We start from the raw sequence: 19,601 nt of genomic DNA, 5'->3' as shown, positions 1-19,601 counted from the left end.
GCCACCTGGGGGCTGCTGTCCTCGCCCAGGGAGGCCGTGAGGTTGTAGTACCCCGCGAGCGCTTCCGCCTGACCGGCGGGGCAGCCCTCTGCGGTGCGGACGCGGTTCCAGGTCAGCCGCGACGTCTCCTTCTGCCCCGCGTCGAGCGTGACCGTCTTGTCCTCGCCCGGGGCGGCGCAGTGGCGCGAGTCGAACACGGTGTCCGAGCCGGAGGTCACCACGAACGCCATCTGCTTGCTGCCGGCGTTCACGGTGCACTGGTTGTCCCCGGTGTTCTCCAGGGTCATCACGAGCGCGGGCTGCTCCTTGGCGGCGTAGGTCTCCTTGTCGGTGGAGGCCGTGACCGTGAGGTTCGTTCCGCACGCCTGGGGTGTGCTGCTCGCACTGGGTGAGGACGACGGCGCCGCGCTCCCCGGGCCCGAGGGGTTGGGCCGGGGCGTGAAGTCGGCGAACTTCTGGTCCGGGTTGGCGGTGACCTGGGTGCTCGCGGTCGACGCGGCGGCCGGGGCCGGGTCCTCGTCCCCGGACTCCGAGGAGGTCACGGCACGGACGCCCATGGTGACACCCCCGACGAGGAACAGGGCGAGGAGCACCAGCACGGACAGCGCCACCAGGCGGCGTCGCCGGTAGACGTGGTCCGGGAGCCGGGCCTCCGAGCCCCCGTCGTCGGAGGGGTGCGCGGGGGGATCGTGACGCTCGGAACCGTGGGAAGCCATGGTCTCCAGGTTACCGTGGGGAGTTATGAACTCGAGCGCCGGTCCCGCCGCGGAAGACCCCCAGCAGGACGACCACCAGGGCATCCACCGCGCCGTGATCGAGTGGTACGCGCGCGCCGCCCGGGACCTCCCCTGGCGGGCACCGGAGCGCACCCCGTGGCAGGTGCTCGTCAGCGAGATCATGCTGCAGCAGACCCCCGTGGTGCGCGTGCTGCCCGTGTGGCGGCGCTGGATGCAGCAGTGGCCGGAGCCCCGGGACCTGGCGGAGGCCTCCCCGGCGGACGTCGTCCGCGCCTGGGATCGGCTCGGCTACCCCCGCCGCGCCCTGCGGCTGCACGCTGCCGCCCAGAGCATCCGTGACGAGCACGGCGGGCGGGTGCCGAGCAGGCACTCCGAGCTGCTCGCGCTGCCCGGGATCGGGGCGTACACCGCCGCCGCGGTGGCTGTCTTCGCGTTCGGCCAGCGCCACGCGGTGGTGGACACCAACATCCGGCGCGTGGAGGCCCGGCTGTTCACGGGGCGAGCGCTGCCCTCCCGTTCCCTCACGGCCGCCGAGACGCGGCTCGCCGAGGAGCTGCTGCCCCGGGGCGTCCCCGAGTCCGTCGCGTGGAACCAGGCCGTCATGGAGCTTGGCGCCCTGGTCTGCACGGCACGTTCTCCGCGCTGCTCCGACTGCCCGGTGCGGGAGGACTGCGCGTGGCTGGCCGCGGGCAGCCCCCCGGCCGAGGACGTGCCGCGCGGGCAGGCGTGGCACGGAACCGACCGGCAGGTGCGCGGTGCACTCATGGCCGTGCTGCGTGCCGCGGAGGAACCGGTGCCCCGCCGCCTGCTGCTCGCGGACGCCTCCTCCGCAGAGCAGCTCGCCACGGAGCACGGGGCGCCGCCGCAGGTGGTCGTGGACGGTCTCACCGCCCTGTGGCGGCTGCCCGCCCCGGCCGAGCAGCGCGAACGCGCCCTGGCCGGGCTGCTCGCGGACGGCCTGGCCGCCGAGTCCGACGGCGGGCTCAGCCTTCCGGTGTGACGGCGCCGCCCGGTGTGGTGGCGATTCCCGGTGTGACGGCGCCTTCCGATATGGCGGTGCCTTCCGGTGTGACGGAACGGATCATCCGGGTGTTGCCCAGCGTGTTCGGCTTCACCCGGGCGAGGTCCAGGTACTCGGCCACACCCTCGTCGTGGGAGCGCAGCAGCTCCGCGAACACCTCCGGCGGGATGGTCTCCTGGTTCGCCATGACCTCGAAGCCGTGCGCCGCGAAGAAGTCCACCTCGAACGTGAGGCAGAAGACCCGGCTCACCCCCAGCCGGGAGGCCCGCGCCAGCAGCTCCCGGATCATGCCCCCGCCCACGCCGTGCCCGCGCGCCGCCGGGGACGTGGCGAGCGTGCGCACCTCCGCGAGGTCCTCCCACATCACGTGCAGCGCACCGCACCCCACCAGGGTCCCCTCGCCGTCCTCCGCGACCACGAACTCCTGGATGCTCTCGTAGTAGGTGACCGTGTCCTTGGTGATCAGGATGCGCTCGGCCGCCATGGGCGCCACGAGCTCCTTGATCCCGTGGACGTCGGTGGTCCGGGCGGGGCGGATGCGGATCTCTGTCATGGCCCCGACTGTACGCGGTGGCCCGCCGCCAACGACCGGCTCGGAGCCGACCAGGCAACGCGGAGAGGTGCCTGCCCGGCAACGCGGAGCGGGGACCGGACACGACAACGCGAGCGGGCGGCGTCGTGAACCGCTGTGGTCCACGACGCCGCCCGCTCGCGTCAGGGGGTCCGTGCCGGTCTCCCGGCACGGCCCGTCAGGCTCAGGCCTGGGCCTGCGCCGCTCCCCCGCCGGTGTCGCCACCGGTGTGGGGCGAGCGCGGGACGTCCTTGCCGGACTGGCTGTCGTCCCCGTCCGTGAGGCTCGGCGTGTCCTCGATCTCCTGCAGCTCCTCGGCCGAGAGCTCGGACATGGGCGTGGAGGAGAAGGTGAAGGCGGCGTCGTCGCCCTCTCCCTCGACACCCACGGTGATCTTCTCGCCGGAGGCGATCTCACCGAACAGGATCCGCTCCGAGAGCTGGTCCTCGATCTCGCGCTGCATGGTCCGGCGCAGCGGACGCGCACCCATGGAGGGGTCGTAGCCGCGCTTGGCCACGAGCTTCTTGGCCTCGTCCGTGAGCGTGATCGACATGTCCTGCTCGCGCAGCCGCTGCTGCAGCCGCGCCACGAACAGGTCCACGATCTGCACGATCTCGGACTCGCTCAGCTGCGGGAACACGATGATCTCGTCCACCCGGTTGAGGAACTCGGGGCGGAAGTGCTCCTTGAGCTCCTCCTGCACCTTGGCCTGCATGCGGTCGTAGGACGTCGCCGCGTCCCCGCTGGCCTGGAAGCCCACGGGAACCGTGCGGGAGATGTCCCGGGTGCCCAGGTTGGTGGTCATGATGATCACCGTGTTCTTGAAGTCCACCACGCGGCCCTGCGAGTCGGTCAGACGACCGTCCTCGAGGATCTGCAGCAGCGAGTTGAACAGGTCCTGGTGCGCCTTCTCGACCTCGTCGAAGAGCACCACGGAGAACGGCTTGCGGCGGACCTTCTCGGTCAGCTGGCCGCCCTCCTCGTAGCCCACGTAGCCCGGAGGGGCACCGAAGAGCCGCGAGACCGTGTGCTTCTCCTGGTACTCGGACATGTCCAGCGTGATCAGGGCGTCCTCGTCGCCGAACAGGAACTCCGCGAGCGCCTTGGCCAGCTCGGTCTTGCCCACGCCGGTGGGTCCGGCGAAGATGAACGAGCCACCGGGGCGACGGGGATCCTTCAGACCCGCGCGGGTGCGGCGGATCGAGCGGGACAGTGCCTTGATGGCCTCGTCCTGCCCGATGACGCGCTTGTGCAGCTCGTCCTCCATGTGCAGGAGCCGTCCGGACTCCTCCTCGGAGAGCTTGTACACCGGCACTCCCGTGGAGGCTGAGAGCACGTCCGAGATGACCTCCGGGGTCACCTCCGAGATCTGCTCGTCCCCCTCTCGCCAGGCCTTGTCCTTCTGGTCCCGCTCCGCGATGAGCTTCTGCTCGGTGTCACGCAGGGCCGCGGCCTTCTCGTAGTCCTGGCCGTCGATCGCGGCTTCCTTGCCCTGCTTGGTCTCCGCGATCTTCTCATCCAGGGCCTTGATCTCCGGCGGTGCCGTCATGCGCTTGATGCGCAGGCGGGCACCGGCCTCGTCGATCAGGTCGATGGCCTTGTCCGGCAGGAAACGGTCCGAGATGTAGCGCGCGGACATGTGCACGGCGGCGTCCAGGGCGTCGTCCGAGATGGACACGCGGTGGTGCGCCTCGTACTTGTCCCGCAGGCCCTTGAGGATCTCCACAGCGTGGGCCTCGGAGGGCTCGTCCACCTGGATGGGCTGGAAGCGGCGCTCCAGGGCGGCGTCCTTCTCGATGTGCTTGCGGTACTCGTCCAGCGTGGTGGCGCCGATGGTCTGCAGCTCGCCCCGCGCCAGCATGGGCTTGAGGATGGAGGCGGCATCGATCGCGCCCTCAGCGGCACCGGCACCCACCAGGGTGTGGATCTCGTCGATGAACAGGATGATGTCACCGCGCGTGCGGATCTCCTTGAGGACCTTCTTGAGCCGTTCCTCGAAGTCGCCGCGGTAGCGCGAACCCGCCACCAGGGAACCGAGGTCCAGCGTGTAGAGCTGCTTGTCCTTCAGCGTCTCGGGCACGTCCCCGCGCACGATTGCCTGGGCCAGGCCCTCCACCACGGCGGTCTTGCCGACGCCGGGCTCGCCGATCAGCACAGGGTTGTTCTTGGTGCGCCGCGAGAGCACCTGCATGACGCGCTCCATCTCGCGGTAGCGTCCAATCACAGGGTCCAGCTGAGACTCGCGGGCGGCCGCGGTGAGGTTGCGGCCGAACTGGTCCAGCACGGCGGAGCCTGCGGGGGTTCCCTCCGCACGACCACCGGAGCCGACGCCGGCGGCCTCCTTCTCGCCGCCACCGCTGCCGGACTGGTAGCCCGAGATGAGCTCCAGCACGGTGGCACGCACCTTGGCGGGATCCGCCCCGAGCTTGACGAGCACCTGGGAGGCCACGCCCTCGCCGGCACGAATGATGCCGAGCAGGATGTGCTCGGTGCCGATGTAGTTGTGCCCCAGCTGCAGGGCCTCGCGCAGCGAGTGCTCCAGCACCTTCTTGGCGCGGGGCGTGAACGGGATGTGGCCCGACGGCGCCTGCTGGCCCGGACCGATGATGTCCTGGACCTGCTCGCGCGCGGCGCTCAACGTGATGCCCATGGACTCGAGGGCCTTGGCGGCAACACCCTCGCCTTCATGGATCAGGCCGAGCAGCAGGTGCTCGGTCCCGATGTAGTTGTGGTTGAGCATCCTGGCCTCTTCCTGGGCCAGCACGACGACCCTGCGGGCACGGTCGGTGAAGCGTTCGAACATGGATACTCCTTCATTGATCTCTGCCCACGATGCTAGGCACCTGAGTCGCCGCTCCGGGCACTGTTCGCCACTGGCGCACGGTATCCAGCCCTCAGCAAAATTCCTCCCCCGGTGCCGCGCGCGCATGCGCGCCCCGCCGCTTTCCCCACCGACGACGACGGCCGGAACACGTCAGTGCTGGCGTGTTCCGGCCGTTGCCGGGTGGTGCCGCGGGTCAGCACGTGACTCTCCCACGGCACCGCACGGTCCGCAGCTGCCCGGGAGGGGTCCCGGGTGGCAGACCGTGGCGGATCAGTTGCCGTTCTCGGCGTAGTACTGGTCCTGGATGTCCTGGTGGATCCGGCCGCGGTCCGAGACCTGCAGGCCCTTCTCCTTGGCCCACGCGCGGATCTTGGGGGTCTCCGGGTTGCCGGAGCGGTTGGGACGAGTGGTGGCGGTGGTGGTGCGCCCGCTCTTGGCGGTGGCGCGGCGCCCTGCGGTCACGTACGGCCGCATGGCGTCGCGCAGCTTGGTCGCATTCGCGGAGCTGAGGTCGATCTCGTACTGGCCCCCGTCCAGACCGAAGCGCACCGTCTCGTTGGCCTCGCCGCCGTCGATGTCGTCCTCAAGAATGATCTTCACGGTCTGAGCCATGTCATCTCCTCCAAGTGCCCGCGGGCAGAATAGTTCTTTTGCTTTGCTGTGGTGAACGAAAGGTGTGGGGTGAACCGCAGAATACGCCGCCCGTCCCCGAATCCGCCCACGCGCCCAGCATGCGCTGCAGTACATTCATGACATTGCGGGCGGAGTGTAAATCGAACGCGCGCCGATTTCCCCGAATCACATGCCCCATCATTGCACGCAATTCGTCAATTGTCATGACAGCCTATTCCGCGCGCCCGGGGTCTTCCGGTGATTCACGAATAGGAATGCTGTTGCGCAGGGCCAGTCCGCGCTGCGGCCGCTGCGTTTCCTGCTCGTGTCCAAAGGGCGCTGCGTCCCCCTCACGCTCCCGCACCTCGCGGTACCAGCGCTCGGCGTCCTGCTGCGCCCGTGTCTGCGCACTGCGCTCGGCCCGATCCCCGCGGAACAGCCAGCGCATCACCAGGTAGAACACCACACCCACGCCCAGCGAGGGGAGAAATACGGCCAGGTAATCCATGCGGGTGATCATCCTCCGGGGGTCTGTGCGATTGCTGTGCGCGAGTGTACTGCGGGTCGAATCACTCGGGCTTCATGAGTGGGAAGAGAATGGTCTCCCGGATTCCGAGGTTCGTGAAAAGCATGATGAGACGGTCCAGACCGAGTCCGAGTCCGCCCATGGGCGGCGCTCCGTGTTCCAGGGCGCGCAGGAAGTCCTCGTCCAGCTGCATGGCCTCGTCGTCCCCGGCCGCGGCCAGGCGGGACTGCGCCACGAGGCGTTCGCGCTGCACCACGGGGTCCACCAGCTCGGAGAACGCAGTGCCGCGCTCCATGCCGCCGATGATCAGGTCCCAGGCCTCGATCAGGCCGGGCTCCGAGCGGTGCTGGCGCGCCAGCGGCTGAGCGGCCGGCGGGTAGTCGCACACGAACGTGGGCTGCAGCAGGGTGGGCTCCACGATCTCTCCGAAGAGCTCGATCACGAGCTTCTGCGCGTCCCAGGCGGGGTTGACCGGGATCTCGCGCTCGGCCGCGGCCGTGCGCAGCACCTCCGCGGGGGTGTCCGGGGTGATCTCGCGCCCCACGGCCTCGGACAGCGCCGGGTACACGGAGAGCCACTTCCACTCGCCGAACAGCTCGATCCGGCCCTGGGGGGTGTCCACGCCCTCGACGCCCAGCACGCGGGCGCACTCCTGGATGATCGTCCTGATGCGATCGGCCATCGTGAACTGGTCCCCGTAGGCCTCGTAGGCCTCCAGAGTGGTGAACTCGGGACTGTGGGAGGAGTCCACGCCCTCATTGCGAAACACGCGCCCGATCTCGAACACGCGCTCGATCCCGCCCACCACGGCGCGCTTGAGGTAGAGCTCGGTGGCGATGCGCAGGGTCATGTCCTGGTCGAACGCGTTGAGGTGCGTCTCGAACGGGCGCGCGGCGGCACCGCCGTGAACCAGCTGGAGCATGGGGGTCTCGATCTCCACGTAGCCCTGCTCCTCCATCACGCGACGCACGGTGCGGATGATCGCGGAGCGGGTGAGCACAACGTCGCGCGCCTCCTGGCGCACGATCAGGTCCAGGTAGCGCTGGCGCACCCTGGTCTCCTCGTTGAGCTCCTTGTGCATGGTGGGCAAAGGGCGCAGGGCCTTGGACGCCATCGTCCAGGAGTCAGCCATCACGGAGAGCTCGCCGCGGCGGGAGCTGATCACGCGGCCCGTGACGGCCACGAAGTCGCCCAGGTCCACGAGGGCCTTCCACTGCGCGAGGGGCTCGTCCCCCACGTTCGCCTTGGAGAGCATGACCTGCAGGCGGGTGCCGTCCCCCTCCTGGAGGGTTCCGAAGCACAGCTTGCCCGTGTTGCGCACGTGCACCACGCGCCCGGCCACGGTGACCACGTGCTCGGTCTCCTGGCCGGACTCCAGGTGGCCGAACTGCTCGCGCACCTCGGCCAGGGTGGCGGTACGGTTCACACCCACCGGGTACGGTGCCATCCCGGCGTCCGAAGCCGCCTGGCGCTTCTCGGCGCGCACCAGCATCTGGTCGTTGAGCTCGTGTGCGCTCAGCTCGGGGTCGAAGCTGGGGGACGCTGCGGGAACGGTGGTTTCAGGCTGTTCGGTCACAGTCGACCAGGATACCGTTCACGCGGGTATCCGCATGTTGTCGATCAGTCGGGTGGGGCCCACCCACGCCGCCACCAGTGCGAGCGCGCCGGGGCGGGGTTCCGTGACCGCAAGCGTGTCGGGATCCACGGTCACGAGGTAGTCGAGGGAGACCTCCGGTTCTGCGGCCACGCGGCGTCGGGCCTCGTCCAGAGTGAGCTCCCCGGCGGCCAGGGCCCGCAGGGTGCCGTTGAGCACGAGCGCGTGCCCGGCCTGCTCCGGTGAGAGGTACTGGTTGCGGGATGACAGCGCAAGGCCCTGCTCGGAGCGGACGATGGGCACCGGGCGGATCTCCACGCGGAGGTTGAAGTCACGCACCATGCGCTGCATGAGCAGCAGCTGCTGGGCGTCCTTCTCACCGAAGTAGGCCCGGAACGGGATCCGCGGGCCGGGGTCCACGATGGTGAGCAGCTTGTTCACCACGGTCAGCGCGCCGTCGAAGTGACCGGGGCGCGTGGCCCCCTCCAGCACGGCACCGGCCGCACCCGACGTCACGGACACCACCGGTGTGCCACCCGGGTACATCTCCTCCACCGAGGGGGCGAACACGAGGTCCACGCCCTCCTGCGCGAGCACCCGGACGTCCTGCACCAGCTGCCGCGGGTAGCTCTCGAAGTCCTCCCCCGGGCCGAACTGCAGGGGGTTCACGAAGACCGAGACGACGGCGACGTCGTTCTCCGCCCGCGTGCGGCGCGCAATCTGCAGGTGCCCCGGGTGCAGCGCGCCCATGGTGGGCAGCAGCCCCACGCTCGCCGCGCCGGCCGCGGTGCGCGCGGCCACCTCATCGCGCAGCTGCGCCACGGTGGTGCACACCGCCGGTTCCGTCACGGCCGTTCCCCTTCCTCGAGCGCGGTCAGCACCGCGCGGTACGTCGTCTCGTCCAGTCTGCCGGACACGCGGGCCCGTTCGGCCGTCTGCCGTCCCAGGGCCAGATAACCGGTCAGCAGCTGGGGCCCAGTGTCGGGGCCCGTGGCCGCAGCGCCGCCCGCCAGCTCCCGCAGGGCGGCCACGTGCGCCTCGACGGTGGCCACGTCCCCGCGCGCCACCGGGCCCGTGAGCGCGTTCTCCCCGGAGGCCAGTGCGTTGTCCACCGTGGCGCGTACGAGCGGGCCGAGGACGCGGTCCGGGCGCTCGACCCCGATCTCCCCGAGCAGCTGCATGGACTCACCGAGCAGCGTCATGACGTGGTTCGATCCGTGGGCGAGGGCCGCATGGTAGAGCGGGCGGTCCGCCTCGGCGACCACCACCGGATCGGCTCCCATCTCCACCACGAGCGCCTGGGCGATGGGGAGCACGGGTGCCGCGGCGGTGACCCCGAAGCTGCAGTCCACGAGCCGCTGCAGGTCCAGGCTCAGTCCCGTGAAGGTCATCGCGGGGTGGATGGCCAGGCCGATCCCGCCCGCGGCACGCACCGGTTCCAGCACGTCCGTGCCGTAGCGGCCCGCCGTGTGCACCACGAGCTGGCCGGGCTGCCACGCACCGGTCTGCGCGAGGCCGCTCACGAGCCCCGGCAGCTGGTCGTCCGGGACGGCGAGCAGAACGAGCTCGCTGCGCTCCACGATGGTGGGGACGTCCAGCACGGGCACGTCCGGCAGCAGGGCGGCGGCTCGTTCCCGGCTCTCGGACGAGGACGCGTGGACACCGACGACGGCGTGTCCCGCCGCTCGCAGGGCGGCACCGAGTACGGCCCCCACCTTCCCTGCACTGATGACGCCCACACCGAGACGGCCTGGGCGGTGACTGGGCTGGGGCACGGAGAACTCCTCGGGAGGGACGATGGCACCCACAGGCTAGCGCACGCCGGTGCGGGGAACATGGGGCGGTCAGGGGCGAAGCGGGACGGGTCCGCCGGCACGCGGGATGTCAACCGCGACGTCGCTGCCTCGGGTGTCCGAGGTGACGGCCCCGGCGTTCCCGCGGTGCGCGCCGACCCGCTCGCGCGCGGCTCGCGCGAGCTCGCTCTGGCGCCACTGCGCCTCGCGGGCGCGGTCCACGTCCAGGTGGTCCACGGACGTCGTCACGCTTCCGGCCGTCACGTGCACAGCAAAGCTCGCGAGCCGCAGGCGACGCTCCAGCGGCCCCTGCGAGAGCGCGACGGACTGCGTCTTGTGGTGCGGGACCACGCTCGCGTGCCGACTGAGCCGGCCACGGCGCAGCACCAGGGAGGAGTCGTCCATCGCGAAGCCGGTGCGCCGCCACGTGACCGGGTCGAACCACCGGGCACGCCGCGGACTGGTGGTGAACCGGCCGCCGTCCCCCACGCCGTCGAGGCCCTCGGTCACGAGCGGTTCCGGGTCGTCCGGCAGGGGCAGGAGCAGGGCCAGGATCACGCGCACCTGCTCGGCCGTGCCCACGGGGAGCACGAGCGAGCCCAGTCCCTCGGCCGCCTCCGCACCACCCTTGCCCGCGGTGGTCACGACCACCCGGTGACCGCCGAAGATGCGCCACAGGGCGGGCCGCGTCACCTCCAGCGCCTGCACCCGGCCGGTGGGGATGGTCGAGGAGCGCTCGTTGAACAGCCCCGCTCGGGACCGGACACCGCTGGGAACCTCGCTGAGCGTGAAACCCCAGCTCTTCTCGAGCCGCCCGTAGAGCCCGGAGACCACGCCCAGCAGCATCGGGACGGCGGTGGGCACCAGCACGAGCAGCGCGTCCGGGTAGACCACCCACGCCACGGCGGCAGCCACCAGCACCAGGGCCAGCAGCACCGCGGGCACCGAGCACACGAGGCTCAGCAGAACCCTTCCTGTGGGCACGGTGAAGACCTGCCGCAGCTCGTCCTTCTCCGTGAGCAGCCCGTACTTCCGGGCCACGCGCACGTCCACGCCGTCACGGTCGGGCATCGACGACGAGGCCGTCCCCGCTTCCTCCACTGCGGCACCCGGCGGAATGCTCGCCTCGCCGGGGGCACCGCGCACAGCTCCCGTCCCGGCCGCCGGTGCGGCGGCCGTGCCCGAACTGTCCCAGGGAGCCGTATGCGCCGCTGCGCCGCCGGTCGGGAGAGCCCCACCCTCGGACGCCGCCACCTTCCCGGAGGTTCCGCCTGCCTGGCCGACGACGCTGCCGTCTGCGGACGCGGCCGATTCGACGGTGCCCTGCGCGAGGATGGCCGAGTCCCCCGTGCGCTGCCCGCGGGAGACGGCGAGTGCGTCGTCGGCGGCCTCGTGGGAAGCCACGAGCAGCTGCTTCCGCAGCAGCCGGGCGTGGTCGCGGCCCAGGTAGGAGAGCTCGAGGACGCTGGACCCGCCGTCGGCCACGTCGAACTTCAGAGCCGCCAGACCCAGGATCCGGGGCAGGAACTTGCGCTCGATGTCGATGCCCTGGACGCGATCCAGCCGCGCCTGGCGCTGGGTGCGGAAGAACCACCCGCTCCGGAAGCGGACGTGCTCCCGCGTGATCTGGTAGCGCGTGAACCACCACGAGAGCAGCCCCAGACCGATCAGCAGGCCCAGCACACCGCACAAAAGGGCGATGAACAGTCCAGCTCCCACCACCTGGACGGGGCCGCCCACGTCCACGCTGATGGGCTCGCCCTTGATCAGGGCAGAGACGATGTCCTCCACGAACGTGTGGCCGATGCCCCAGACGAGCGCCACGAGCAGGAGCCAGCTGCGCACGAACGGCGTGAGGGGGTGCACGCGGTGCCACACGTCCGGGGCGTCCGGCTGGAGGGGCTCCAGGCCCCCGCTGCGGCCGGGCGACGTCGTGTCCGCGGTGTCTGCCCACGGCTGGTCGACGAAGGGCTGGCCCCCTGCAGGCTGGTCCCCGAAGGGCTGGCCACCGGGGGTTGCGCACGCCATCACAGGCCCACCATGTGGGCTTCACCGCGCTCCGTGAGCTGCTCCCGCAGCCGGTCCGCCTCCTCGCGGGGCAGTCCGGGCAGCACTGCGTCGGTGCCCGCGGAGGCCGTGTGCAGCGTGACCGAGGCCAGCCCGAAGGCGTTGAGGACCGGCCCCGTGCTGATCTCCACGTACTGCATGCGCCCGTACGGCACCACAGTCACGGTGCGGAAGAAGAGACCCTTGCGCAGCCACAGCTCGGTGGGTGCCTGCGCGTAGCCGATGGCGCGCACCCGGCGCGGGGTCAGGCACAGTTGCACCACGCCCCACGCGAGCACGACCGCCGGGGGCAACCACAGCCACCACTGCACCCCGCCGCTCCAGACGCCGAGCAGCGCCAGGAGGACCGGGACCGAGACGATGGCCGTCCAGATCACCGTGGTCACCATCCTGTTCAGCAGCCGCGCCGTGACGTAGCGCGGGGACACGCGGTGCCACGTCAGCTCCGCGGGGGAGAGCTCATGGGGGTCATTCGTGGCGGGCATACCCTCCCTCTCCTGTCGCGTACGGGTCTTGCCGTCCACCGTAGGGGGTTTCCTCCCCCGCGTCCGGGTCATCCGGTGGCAGGCGGCAGGATTTCTCCACGATCCACCCGAGCACCACGAGCAGCAGACCGGCCACCACCTGGGCCACGCACTGCCACAGCGGCTCCTGGGTGGAGCGCACCGCGAGCAGGCTCAGCTGGTCCCCGCCGATCCCCGTGTGCCAGCCCGCGCACAGCGCCCCGTAGTACGCGATGGCCTGCGCCGCTGCGGCAGTGCCGACGGCCCACACCGGGTCGTACGGCTTGCGACGGGCCTGGTCCCTGCGCCGCGCGCCCTCCCTCTCCGGGTCCCGGTAGGCCCGCAGCCGCAGCCCGAGGTAGCCGACGACGATCCCCGCCCCCAGCTCCGCCACGAGACTCACCCACGGCAGGATCAGCAGCGCCTGGTGGGCACCGCTGACCACGTGGTTGATGCTCCAGCCCACGGCGGCGGACACGGCCGCCACCACCACGAGGGTCCACGGGTTCAGGTAGCGCACGGGGCCTCTCCCTCCTGTTCGGGCAAGCACAGGACGACGTCGGTCACGGTCAGGTCCGCGCGGTCCGGTGCTGTGTCCGCGAGCTCGCGCACGGAACGCCCCTCCAGCACCGCGGCGGGGTCCATGAGCGCCCAGGGCTCGAGCACGAACGCGCGCTCGGCGGCACGCGGGTGCGGCAGGATCAGCCGCGGGTCATCGCTGCGCACGCCCTCGAAGCACACGACGTCCAGGTCCAGGGTGCGGGGACCCCAGCGCACCTCGCGGGTGCGCCCGTGCGCGTTCTCGATGCGCTGGCACGCGCTGAGCACCTCGTCCGGACCGAGCTGCGTGGCCAGCTCCACCACGGCGTTGAGGTAGTCCGGCGAGTTCGCGGGTCCGCCCACAGGGCGGGTCTCGACCACGGGCGAGCACGCCTGCACGCGCGTGCGGGGAACGGCGTCCAGGGCCGCCACTGCGTCGCGCAGCACGGCCGCTCGGTCGCCGAGGTTCGCCCCCAGGGCGACGACGCACCGGGACGCCATCAGCGACCGCCCTCCGGCGCCACGGGGGTGTCCTCCCCTGCGCGGGAGCGGAAGATGCTCACCGCCACGTCCGAGAAGGTGACGTCAATGGGCGCCTTGGGCTTGTGGACGGTCACGTCCAGGGCGCGCACGGCGGTGAAGCGCTGCAGCAGGCAGCGGGCGATCTCCTCCGCGAGCGCCTCGATGAGCTGGAAGCGCGTGCCGATGATGATCTCCCGCACCATCTCCGCGACCTCCCCGTAGTGCACGGTGAGCGTGAGCTCGTCCGTGGCACCGGACGGGCGCAGGTCCACGTAGAGCACGAGGTCCACGAAGAAGGGCTGCCCGCTGCGGCGCTCCTTCTCGAAGACGCCGTGGTAGCCCACGGCCCCCAGGCCGGTGAGCGTGATGCGGTCGCAGTGGTTCGCGACGGGGACGATCTTGTTCATGACGGGTTCAGCTTCCAGGATCCCGGGGGTGCAGGGCGGGTGGTTCGACGCCCAGCCACGCGTGCGCGGTGGTGACCGCGTCCACGGTGGCCGCGACGTCGTGGACTCGCACTGCCCAGGCTCCCCCGAACGCGGCCAGTGCGCTGATGGCTGCCGTGGCGCCGTCGCGTCCCGTGGCCGGGCGGGGTTCCCCGCCCTCGGCCAGCAGGGCGCCCAGGAACCGCTTGCGCGACGCCGCCACGAGGACCTTGTGGCCCATCTCCCGCAGCCGCGGCAGGGCCCGGAGCAACTCCCAGTCCTGCCCGCCGGCCTTGGCGAATCCGAGCCCCGGGTCCACGATCAGCCGTTCTGGGTGCACGCCCGCGGCGAGCAGGCGGTCTCGGACCCCGGCGAGCTCGCGGAGCACGTCCGCAACGGTGTCGTCGTAGTGGGTCAGGGTGGTCATGGTCTCGGGCGTCCCCCGCGAGTGCGTGAGAACGTAGGGTGCGCCGCTGCGACCGGCCAGCTCGACCATCTCGGGGCTGACGTTCGTCCCGGAGACGTCGTTGACCAAGTGGGCGCCGGCCGCCAGTGCAGCCTCGGCCGTCTCCGCGTGGAAGGTGTCCACGCTGACGACGACGCCACGGCGGCTTAGTTCGCGGATCACCGTGAGGATGCGGCGCTGCTCCTCCTGCGGTGCCACGCGCGTGCTGTGCGGGCGGGTGGACTCACCGCCCACGTCCACGATGTCCGCACCGGCCCGCGCGAGCCGCAGCCCGTGCTCTACCGCGGCGGACTCGGTGTCGTGGTGGCCGCCGTCGCTGAAGGAGTCCGGCGTGACGTTGAGGATACCCATGACCAGGGTCCGCCCGGTGGGCAGGGCCGCGAAGGAGCCCCAGCCGAGGGCATCCTGCGGTCCGGTGTCGCCGGAGACCGGCCGCGGGGCACCCGGGTGGAGCACAGCGGCGTCGTGCGCGCCGTTCACCGCCGGTGCTCCGCGGCGATCAGGTTCATGGCCTCCGCGCGGGTGGCGGGGTCGCGCAGCTGCCCACGCACGGCCGAGGTCACGGTGCGGGCGCCCGGCTTGCGGACTCCGCGCATGGACATGCACAGGTGCTCGCACTCGACCACGACGATCGCGCCCGCCGGGTTCAGGTGCGTCACCAGCGCCTCGACCACCTGTGTGGTGAGCCGTTCCTGCACCTGGGGCCGCTTCGCAAAGAGGTCCACGAGCCGTGCGAGCTTGGACAGGCCGGTGACCTTGCCCTCCGGACCCGGGATGTAGCCCACGTGGGCCACGCCGTGGAACGGCACCAGGTGGTGCTCGCACGTGGAGTAGAACGGGATGTCCTTCACGAGCACCATCTCGGAGTGCCCGATGTCGAACGAGGTGGCGAGCAGCTTCGCCGGGTCCTCGTGCAGGCCCGCGAAGATCTCCGCGTAGGCCCGCGCCACCCGCTCAGGGGTGTCCTCCAGTCCGCTGCGGTCCGGGTCCTCCCCCACGGCCAGCAGGATCTCCCGGACCGCCGCCGCGATGCGGGGCTGGTCCACGGCGGGGGACGCCGACGCGACCGCGGCCAACTCCTCGTAGGATCCCGAGACCGGCTCGGGGACACCGTGCTGATCAGCGGACGTCATTCAGCGGCTCTCCCGCCGGACACCGCCCGGTTCCTGGCCGGGCTCGCCGGCCGTGGAGCCACCGGTCGCGGAACCGCCCGGGCCGGACTGGTCCTCGCCGCCCGGCCGGGGGTCCTGGTGCTCGGGCACCTCGAGGGGGTGCTCCGGCTTGGCGCCCACCGCCTGGTCCTGCGGGGCCATGGTGCTGGGGTCCTGAAGGTTCTTGCGACGGGCCTCCTCGCGCTCGGCCGCGGTGACGACCGGCGGGGTGTACGAGACCTCACGCTCCTCACCGGACTGCCACACCGGGCGCACGTCCCGCAGGGTGACGTCCCGGAAGATCTCGCGGATCTGGGCCTCGTTGAGGGTCTCCTTCTCCAGCAGCTCCAGCGCCAGGCGGTCCAGCACGGCCCGGTTCTGCAGCAGGATCTGGTGGGCCTCGTCGTGGGCCTGCTCGAGCAGCAGACGCACCTCGTCGTCCACCACGGCCAACGTGCGGTCCGAGTACTCCTTGCCTCCGGAGCCCATTTCACGGCCCACGAACGGGTCCGAGTTGTCCCCGCCGATCTTCACGGAGCCGATCTTCGAGCTCATGCCGTACTGCGTGACCATCTTCCGGGCCGTGTCCGTGGCCTTCTGGATGTCGTTGGAGGCACCGGTGGAGGGGTCGTGGAAGACGATCTCCTCCGCGGCTCGCCCGCCCATGGCGTAGGCCATCTGGTCCAGCAGCTCGTTGCGGGTGGTCGAGTACTTGTCGTCCGTGGGCATCACCATGGTGTAGCCCAGGGCGCGGCCGCGCGGCAGGATCGTGATCTTGGTGACGGGGTCCGTGTTGCGCAGTGCAGCGGCGACGAGCGCGTGACCGCCCTCGTGGTACGCCGTGACCTTGCGCTCGAGCTCCTTCATGACGCGCGAACGCTTCTGCGGGCCGGCGATCACGCGGTCGATCGCCTCGTCCACCGCGCGGTCGTCGATCAGCTGGGCGTGGGAACGGGCGGTCAGCAGGGCCGCCTCGTTCATCACGTTGGCGAGCTCCGCGCCGGTGAAGCCCGGGGTCCGCTTGGCCACGGACGCGAGGTCCACGTTGTCCGCGAGCGGCTTGTTCTTCGAGTGCACGCGCAGGATCTGCTCGCGACCCTTCATGTCCGGGGCGTCCACGCCGATCTGACGGTCGAAGCGACCCGGGCGCAGCAGTGCGGGGTCCAGCACGTCCGGACGGTTGGTGGCCGCGATCAGGATCACGTTGGTGTTGGCGTCAAAGCCGTCCATCTCCACCAGGAGCTGGTTCAGGGTCTGCTCGCGCTCGTCGTTGCCGCCGCCCATGCCTGCGCCGCGCTGGCGGCCCACGGCGTCGATCTCGTCCACGAAGATGATGGCCGGGGAGTTCTCCTTGGCCTGCTGGAACAGGTCACGCACACGGGACGCGCCCACGCCCACGAACATCTCCACGAAGTCCGAGCCGGAGATCGAGTAGAACGGCACGCCCGCCTCGCCCGCCACGGCCTTGGCCAGCAGGGTCTTGCCGGTGCCCGGAGGCCCGTAGAGCAGCACGCCCTTGGGGACCTTGGCGCCCACGGCGGTGAAGCGGTCGTGCTCCACCAGGAACTGTTTGATCTCGTCGAGCTCCTGGACGGCCTCGTCCGCGCCCGCCACGTCCGCGAACGTGACCTCGGAGTTCTCCTTGTTGAACATCTTGGCCTTGGAGCGGCCGAACTTCATGGCCTGCCCGCCGGTCTGCATGCGGGAGAACACGAACCAGAAGATCCCCAGGATGATGAGGAACGGGAGCATGAAGCGCACCAGGGAGAGGAACCAGTTGTTCTCCACCGGCTGGTCCGTGAACCCGCTGAGGTGGGCGTCGTCCATGCTCTTGACGACCTCCTCCGCACGCGGCTGCACGTAGAAGAACTCGACGTCCTTGCCGAGGTTCTGGTCATTCTGGTTGAGGTCGTCCTTGAGGGAGAGTTCGACCTTCTGCTCACCGTCGTAGATCTTGGCCTCGTTGACCTTGCCGTCGTGCAGCAGCTGCAGACCCACGTTGGTGTCCACGCGGGAGGAGGTGGGGCTGAACATCATGGCGCCCACGGGCACCAGGACCACGATGGCGAGCAGGATCCAGAAGAGCGGTCCCTTGAAGAAACTTGTGGGTTTTTTTGCCGTGGCCAAGCCGTTGATCCTCCCGTGGACGTGACACGTTGCCGAGCGCGGCCCGTTCCCTGCGGGTGGCCCTCCGGGTGGAGTGCCAGGAATCCGATGGCCGTGACGCGTGTGCCACAATCTATCGTCTCGTGTGGCGCCAGTTCGTCTCGAGTGCGGTCCGTTCTTTTACAGCGCACACGATCGGCTCACGCTACCCCGCCCGTCCCGGCGTTGACTGGGAGCGGGCACGACGCCGCCGGGAGACGCGCGTGGCCCCGCAGCGCGGCGTCGTCGTCGGGGATGCCTGGTTCTCGGCGGTCGCGAGGTGCCGGCGCGGACCACGGTTCGGGGCACCACATTCTCCACCGCCGCTGCGCGCGGGCGGGCTCAGGAGTAGACGTGCGGCGCGAGCGTGGCGATGCAGTCCAGCGTGCGGTACTGCTCGGCGAAGTCCAGGCCGTAGCCCACCACGAACTCGTTGGGGATGTCCCAACCCACGTAGCGGACGTCGATGCTCGTCTTCATGGCCTCCGGCTTGCGCAGCAGCGTGCAGATCTCCACGGAGTTGGGCCCGCGGGACTCCAGGTTGGTGCGCAGCCACGAGAGTGTGAGGCCGGAGTCGATGATGTCCTCCACGATCAGCACGTCCTTGCCGTGCAGGTCCGTGTCGAGGTCCTTGAGGATGCGCACCACACCGGAGGACTTGGTGCCGGAACCGTACGAGGACACCGCCATCCAGTCCATGGGGTACTGGCCCTCGAGTTCGCGCATGAGGTCCGCCATGACCATCACCGCGCCCTTGAGCACACCCACGAGCAGCACCTGCCGGCCCTCGTAGTCACGGTCGATCTGCTGCGCGAGGTCGTGGACCTTCTCGGCGATCTGCTCCTTGGTGAACAGGATGCTGCTGAGGTCCTCGCTGACGTGTTCCGGCTTCACTGGGCACTCCCGGGGTTGTTCTGGGTGGGCGTCGTCTGCTGGGGCGTGCTCCCGGAACCGCCTCGCAGCTCCAGGCACCCCCGCGCGTGCTCGGCGTCCGCGCGGTGCCGCCACGCAGTCACCTTACCCGCCAGCTGGACGGGTCCAGCGGCGCCGTGGCCGAGCGCGAAGTCCTCGAGCGCGGCGAGCCGCTCGAACGTGGGCGTCTCCCCTCCGGCGAGCGCGCAGGCGCGCGCTAGCAGACGGCGTCGCAGCGCGGGTGGTGTCGCCTGCACCGTGGCGGCGTCCAGGACCACGGACGACGGCGCGGCGCCCCCCGGGCGCTCCGGTTCCCGCTGGGCGCGGGGCCCAGGAGACAGATGGGCCGGTCTGGGATCCTGTTCGGGAGCGGACTGCGGTGTGCGCTGCCGAGCCGTGCCGGGCTGAACCAGGGCGGCGGCGAGCGCGGCGAGAGCCTGCTCGTCCAAGTAGTCGGCGTCCGCGCCGAGCACCGAGGCGGTGCGGGCCAGCGCCTTGGCGACGCCTGGTCCGAGCTCGCGCTCGAGGTGCGGCAGGACGTCGTGGCGGATCCGCGAGCGGGTCAGCGTGGTGTCCCGGTTGGTGGGGTCGAGCCACGGGTCCAGGCCCTCCGCGGCGCAGACCGTCTCGGTCTCCGTGCGGGTGAGCCACAGGAACGGTCGCAGATACGTCACACCGTCCAGGACGTGGCGCTCGGACATTCCCGCCAGCGAGCGCGTGCCTGAGCCCCGCGTGAGGCCGAGCAGCACGGTCTCCGCCTGGTCGTCCCGCGTGTGGCCGAGCAGCACCGCCGCCGCTCCCGTGCGAGCCACAGCGCGCTGGAATGCGGCGTAGCGGGCGAGACGGGCGGCCATCTCCGGGCCGTGCCCGCGCTGCGAGACGGTGACCCGCTCCACGAGCACGGGATCCGCTCCCGCAACTCGCAGCACCTCAGCGGTGCGCCGCGCGACCTCCTGGGACCCGTCCTGGAGCTGGTGGTCGACCACGACGGCCCCCACCCGCAGGCCGCCGCGGCGCTGCAGGTGCAGTGCCGCGGCGGCCAGCGCGAGCGAGTCCGCGCCACCGCTGCACCCCACGAGCACGAGCGGTGGTGCAGATCCCGCGGTGTCCAGTCCGGACACACCGCGGGCAACAGCCCGCCGCGCCCGCGCGACCACGGGGTTCAGCCGCCCGAAGCGCCCCTGCTGCACCC

General features: G+C 70.9%; 18 protein-coding genes and 1 pseudogene. 1 reads left to right on the top strand and 18 read right to left on the bottom strand.

Annotation, left to right across the window (positions count from 1 at the left end):
* On the bottom strand, nt 1-716 hold a 716-nt coding region (locus tag B3G12_RS09865; protein ID WP_290500147.1), incomplete at its 3' end, for a hypothetical protein.
* 25 nt (nt 717-741) lie between these two features.
* On the opposite strand from B3G12_RS09865, the gene B3G12_RS09860 reads away from it, so the two are divergent.
* Entirely contained in the window at nt 742-1,737 is a 996-nt protein-coding gene (locus tag B3G12_RS09860) for an A/G-specific adenine glycosylase (protein ID WP_244944870.1), read from the top strand.
* Nucleotides 1,738-1,807: 70 nt separating this feature from the next.
* Here B3G12_RS09860 and B3G12_RS09855 read toward each other — a convergent pair.
* The 17 genes and pseudogenes from B3G12_RS09855 to tilS all read right to left on the bottom strand — a co-directional run.
* A pseudogene (locus B3G12_RS09855) lies at nt 1,808-2,311 on the bottom strand (amino-acid N-acetyltransferase); the annotation flags it as partial.
* A 202-nt stretch (nt 2,312-2,513) separates the two neighbouring features.
* Nucleotides 2,514-5,132 carry an ATP-dependent Clp protease ATP-binding subunit gene (locus B3G12_RS09850; protein ID WP_144943096.1) on the bottom strand — a complete coding sequence of 873 codons (2,619 nt, stop codon included), beginning with the start codon at nt 5,130-5,132 and terminating at the stop codon, nt 2,514-2,516.
* A 291-nt stretch (nt 5,133-5,423) separates the two neighbouring features.
* Complete coding sequence (locus tag B3G12_RS09845) at nt 5,424-5,765, bottom strand: histone-like nucleoid-structuring protein Lsr2 (protein ID WP_144943095.1); 342 nt, start codon at nt 5,763-5,765, stop codon at nt 5,424-5,426.
* Between the two features lie 232 nt (nt 5,766-5,997).
* Nucleotides 5,998-6,273, bottom strand: a complete 276-nt coding sequence (locus B3G12_RS09840; RefSeq protein WP_244944871.1) for a hypothetical protein — start codon at nt 6,271-6,273, stop codon at nt 5,998-6,000.
* A gap of 61 nt (nt 6,274-6,334) precedes the next feature.
* A complete protein-coding gene (lysS, locus tag B3G12_RS09835; protein WP_144943093.1) occupies nt 6,335-7,867 on the bottom strand; it encodes a lysine--tRNA ligase in 1,533 nt (510 codons plus the stop codon).
* Between the two features lie 18 nt (nt 7,868-7,885).
* Nucleotides 7,886-8,734 (bottom strand): pantoate--beta-alanine ligase, encoded by an 849-nt coding sequence (gene panC, locus B3G12_RS09830; protein WP_144943092.1) that lies wholly within the window; start codon nt 8,732-8,734, stop codon nt 7,886-7,888.
* Nucleotides 8,731-9,660: a Rossmann-like and DUF2520 domain-containing protein gene (locus B3G12_RS09825; RefSeq protein ID WP_144943091.1), complete on the bottom strand. Its 930-nt coding sequence runs from the start codon at nt 9,658-9,660 to the stop codon at nt 8,731-8,733. The genes panC and B3G12_RS09825 overlap by 4 nt, the downstream gene beginning before the upstream one ends.
* 69 nt (nt 9,661-9,729) lie before the next feature.
* The gene (locus tag B3G12_RS09820) at nt 9,730-11,706 is read right to left on the bottom strand and encodes a PH domain-containing protein (protein ID WP_144943090.1); all 1,977 of its coding nucleotides are present in this window, start codon (nt 11,704-11,706) and stop codon (nt 9,730-9,732) included.
* Nucleotides 11,706-12,230, bottom strand: a complete 525-nt coding sequence (locus B3G12_RS09815; protein WP_144943089.1) for a PH domain-containing protein — start codon at nt 12,228-12,230, stop codon at nt 11,706-11,708. Before B3G12_RS09815 ends, B3G12_RS09820 begins: the two co-directional genes overlap by 1 nt.
* Nucleotides 12,214-12,768 (bottom strand): DUF3180 domain-containing protein, encoded by a 555-nt coding sequence (locus tag B3G12_RS09810; RefSeq protein WP_144943088.1) that lies wholly within the window; start codon nt 12,766-12,768, stop codon nt 12,214-12,216. The genes B3G12_RS09815 and B3G12_RS09810 overlap by 17 nt, the downstream gene beginning before the upstream one ends.
* The gene (gene folK / locus B3G12_RS09805) at nt 12,756-13,289 is read right to left on the bottom strand and encodes a 2-amino-4-hydroxy-6-hydroxymethyldihydropteridine diphosphokinase (RefSeq protein WP_144943087.1); all 534 of its coding nucleotides are present in this window, start codon (nt 13,287-13,289) and stop codon (nt 12,756-12,758) included. The genes B3G12_RS09810 and folK overlap by 13 nt, the downstream gene beginning before the upstream one ends.
* Entirely contained in the window at nt 13,289-13,717 is a 429-nt protein-coding gene (folB, locus tag B3G12_RS09800; RefSeq protein ID WP_055082543.1) for a dihydroneopterin aldolase, read from the bottom strand. The genes folK and folB overlap by 1 nt, the downstream gene beginning before the upstream one ends.
* A gap of 7 nt (nt 13,718-13,724) precedes the next feature.
* Nucleotides 13,725-14,681 carry a dihydropteroate synthase gene (folP, locus tag B3G12_RS09795; RefSeq protein WP_414672748.1) on the bottom strand — a complete coding sequence of 319 codons (957 nt, stop codon included), beginning with the start codon at nt 14,679-14,681 and terminating at the stop codon, nt 13,725-13,727.
* Nucleotides 14,678-15,334 (bottom strand): GTP cyclohydrolase I FolE, encoded by a 657-nt coding sequence (gene folE, locus B3G12_RS09790; protein WP_144943086.1) that lies wholly within the window; start codon nt 15,332-15,334, stop codon nt 14,678-14,680. Before folE ends, folP begins: the two co-directional genes overlap by 4 nt.
* Nucleotides 15,335-17,479, bottom strand: coding sequence for an ATP-dependent zinc metalloprotease FtsH (ftsH, locus tag B3G12_RS09785; RefSeq protein WP_144943085.1), 2,145 nt, complete (start codon nt 17,477-17,479; stop codon nt 15,335-15,337). It abuts the gene before it with no gap.
* A gap of 360 nt (nt 17,480-17,839) precedes the next feature.
* Nucleotides 17,840-18,391, bottom strand: coding sequence for a hypoxanthine phosphoribosyltransferase (gene hpt, locus B3G12_RS09780; RefSeq protein ID WP_055082547.1), 552 nt, complete (start codon nt 18,389-18,391; stop codon nt 17,840-17,842).
* Nucleotides 18,388-19,599, bottom strand: coding sequence for a tRNA lysidine(34) synthetase TilS (gene tilS / locus B3G12_RS09775; protein ID WP_144943084.1), 1,212 nt, complete (start codon nt 19,597-19,599; stop codon nt 18,388-18,390). Before tilS ends, hpt begins: the two co-directional genes overlap by 4 nt.
* Nucleotides 19,600-19,601: the final 2 nt, after the last annotated feature.

Origin of the sequence: Kocuria sp. UBA5001 (genome assembly GCF_002398425.1) — a bacterium.
Classification (GTDB): domain Bacteria; phylum Actinomycetota; class Actinomycetes; order Actinomycetales; family Micrococcaceae; genus Kocuria; species Kocuria salsicia.
The sequence above is the reverse complement of the archived record's forward strand: the minus strand, read 5'-3'. Positions and strand labels throughout refer to the sequence as shown.

What these genes read in the sequence shown, in the direction of transcription:
- B3G12_RS09845 (WP_144943095.1), bottom strand. Translation starts at nt 5,765, where the DNA reads ATGGCTCAGACCGTGAAGATCATTCTTGAGGACGACATCGACGGCGGC.
- B3G12_RS09860 (WP_244944870.1), top strand. Translation starts at nt 742, where the DNA reads ATGAACTCGAGCGCCGGTCCCGCCGCGGAAGACCCCCAGCAGGACGAC.
- folB (WP_055082543.1), bottom strand. Translation starts at nt 13,717, where the DNA reads ATGAACAAGATCGTCCCCGTCGCGAACCACTGCGACCGCATCACGCTC.
- folE (WP_144943086.1), bottom strand. Translation starts at nt 15,334, where the DNA reads ATGACGTCCGCTGATCAGCACGGTGTCCCCGAGCCGGTCTCGGGATCC.
- B3G12_RS09820 (WP_144943090.1), bottom strand. Translation starts at nt 11,706, where the DNA reads ATGGCGTGCGCAACCCCCGGTGGCCAGCCCTTCGGGGACCAGCCTGCA.
- B3G12_RS09850 (WP_144943096.1), bottom strand. Translation starts at nt 5,132, where the DNA reads ATGTTCGAACGCTTCACCGACCGTGCCCGCAGGGTCGTCGTGCTGGCC.
- folK (WP_144943087.1), bottom strand. Translation starts at nt 13,289, where the DNA reads ATGGCGTCCCGGTGCGTCGTCGCCCTGGGGGCGAACCTCGGCGACCGA.
- B3G12_RS09815 (WP_144943089.1), bottom strand. Translation starts at nt 12,230, where the DNA reads ATGCCCGCCACGAATGACCCCCATGAGCTCTCCCCCGCGGAGCTGACG.
- B3G12_RS09840 (WP_244944871.1), bottom strand. Translation starts at nt 6,273, where the DNA reads ATGGATTACCTGGCCGTATTTCTCCCCTCGCTGGGCGTGGGTGTGGTG.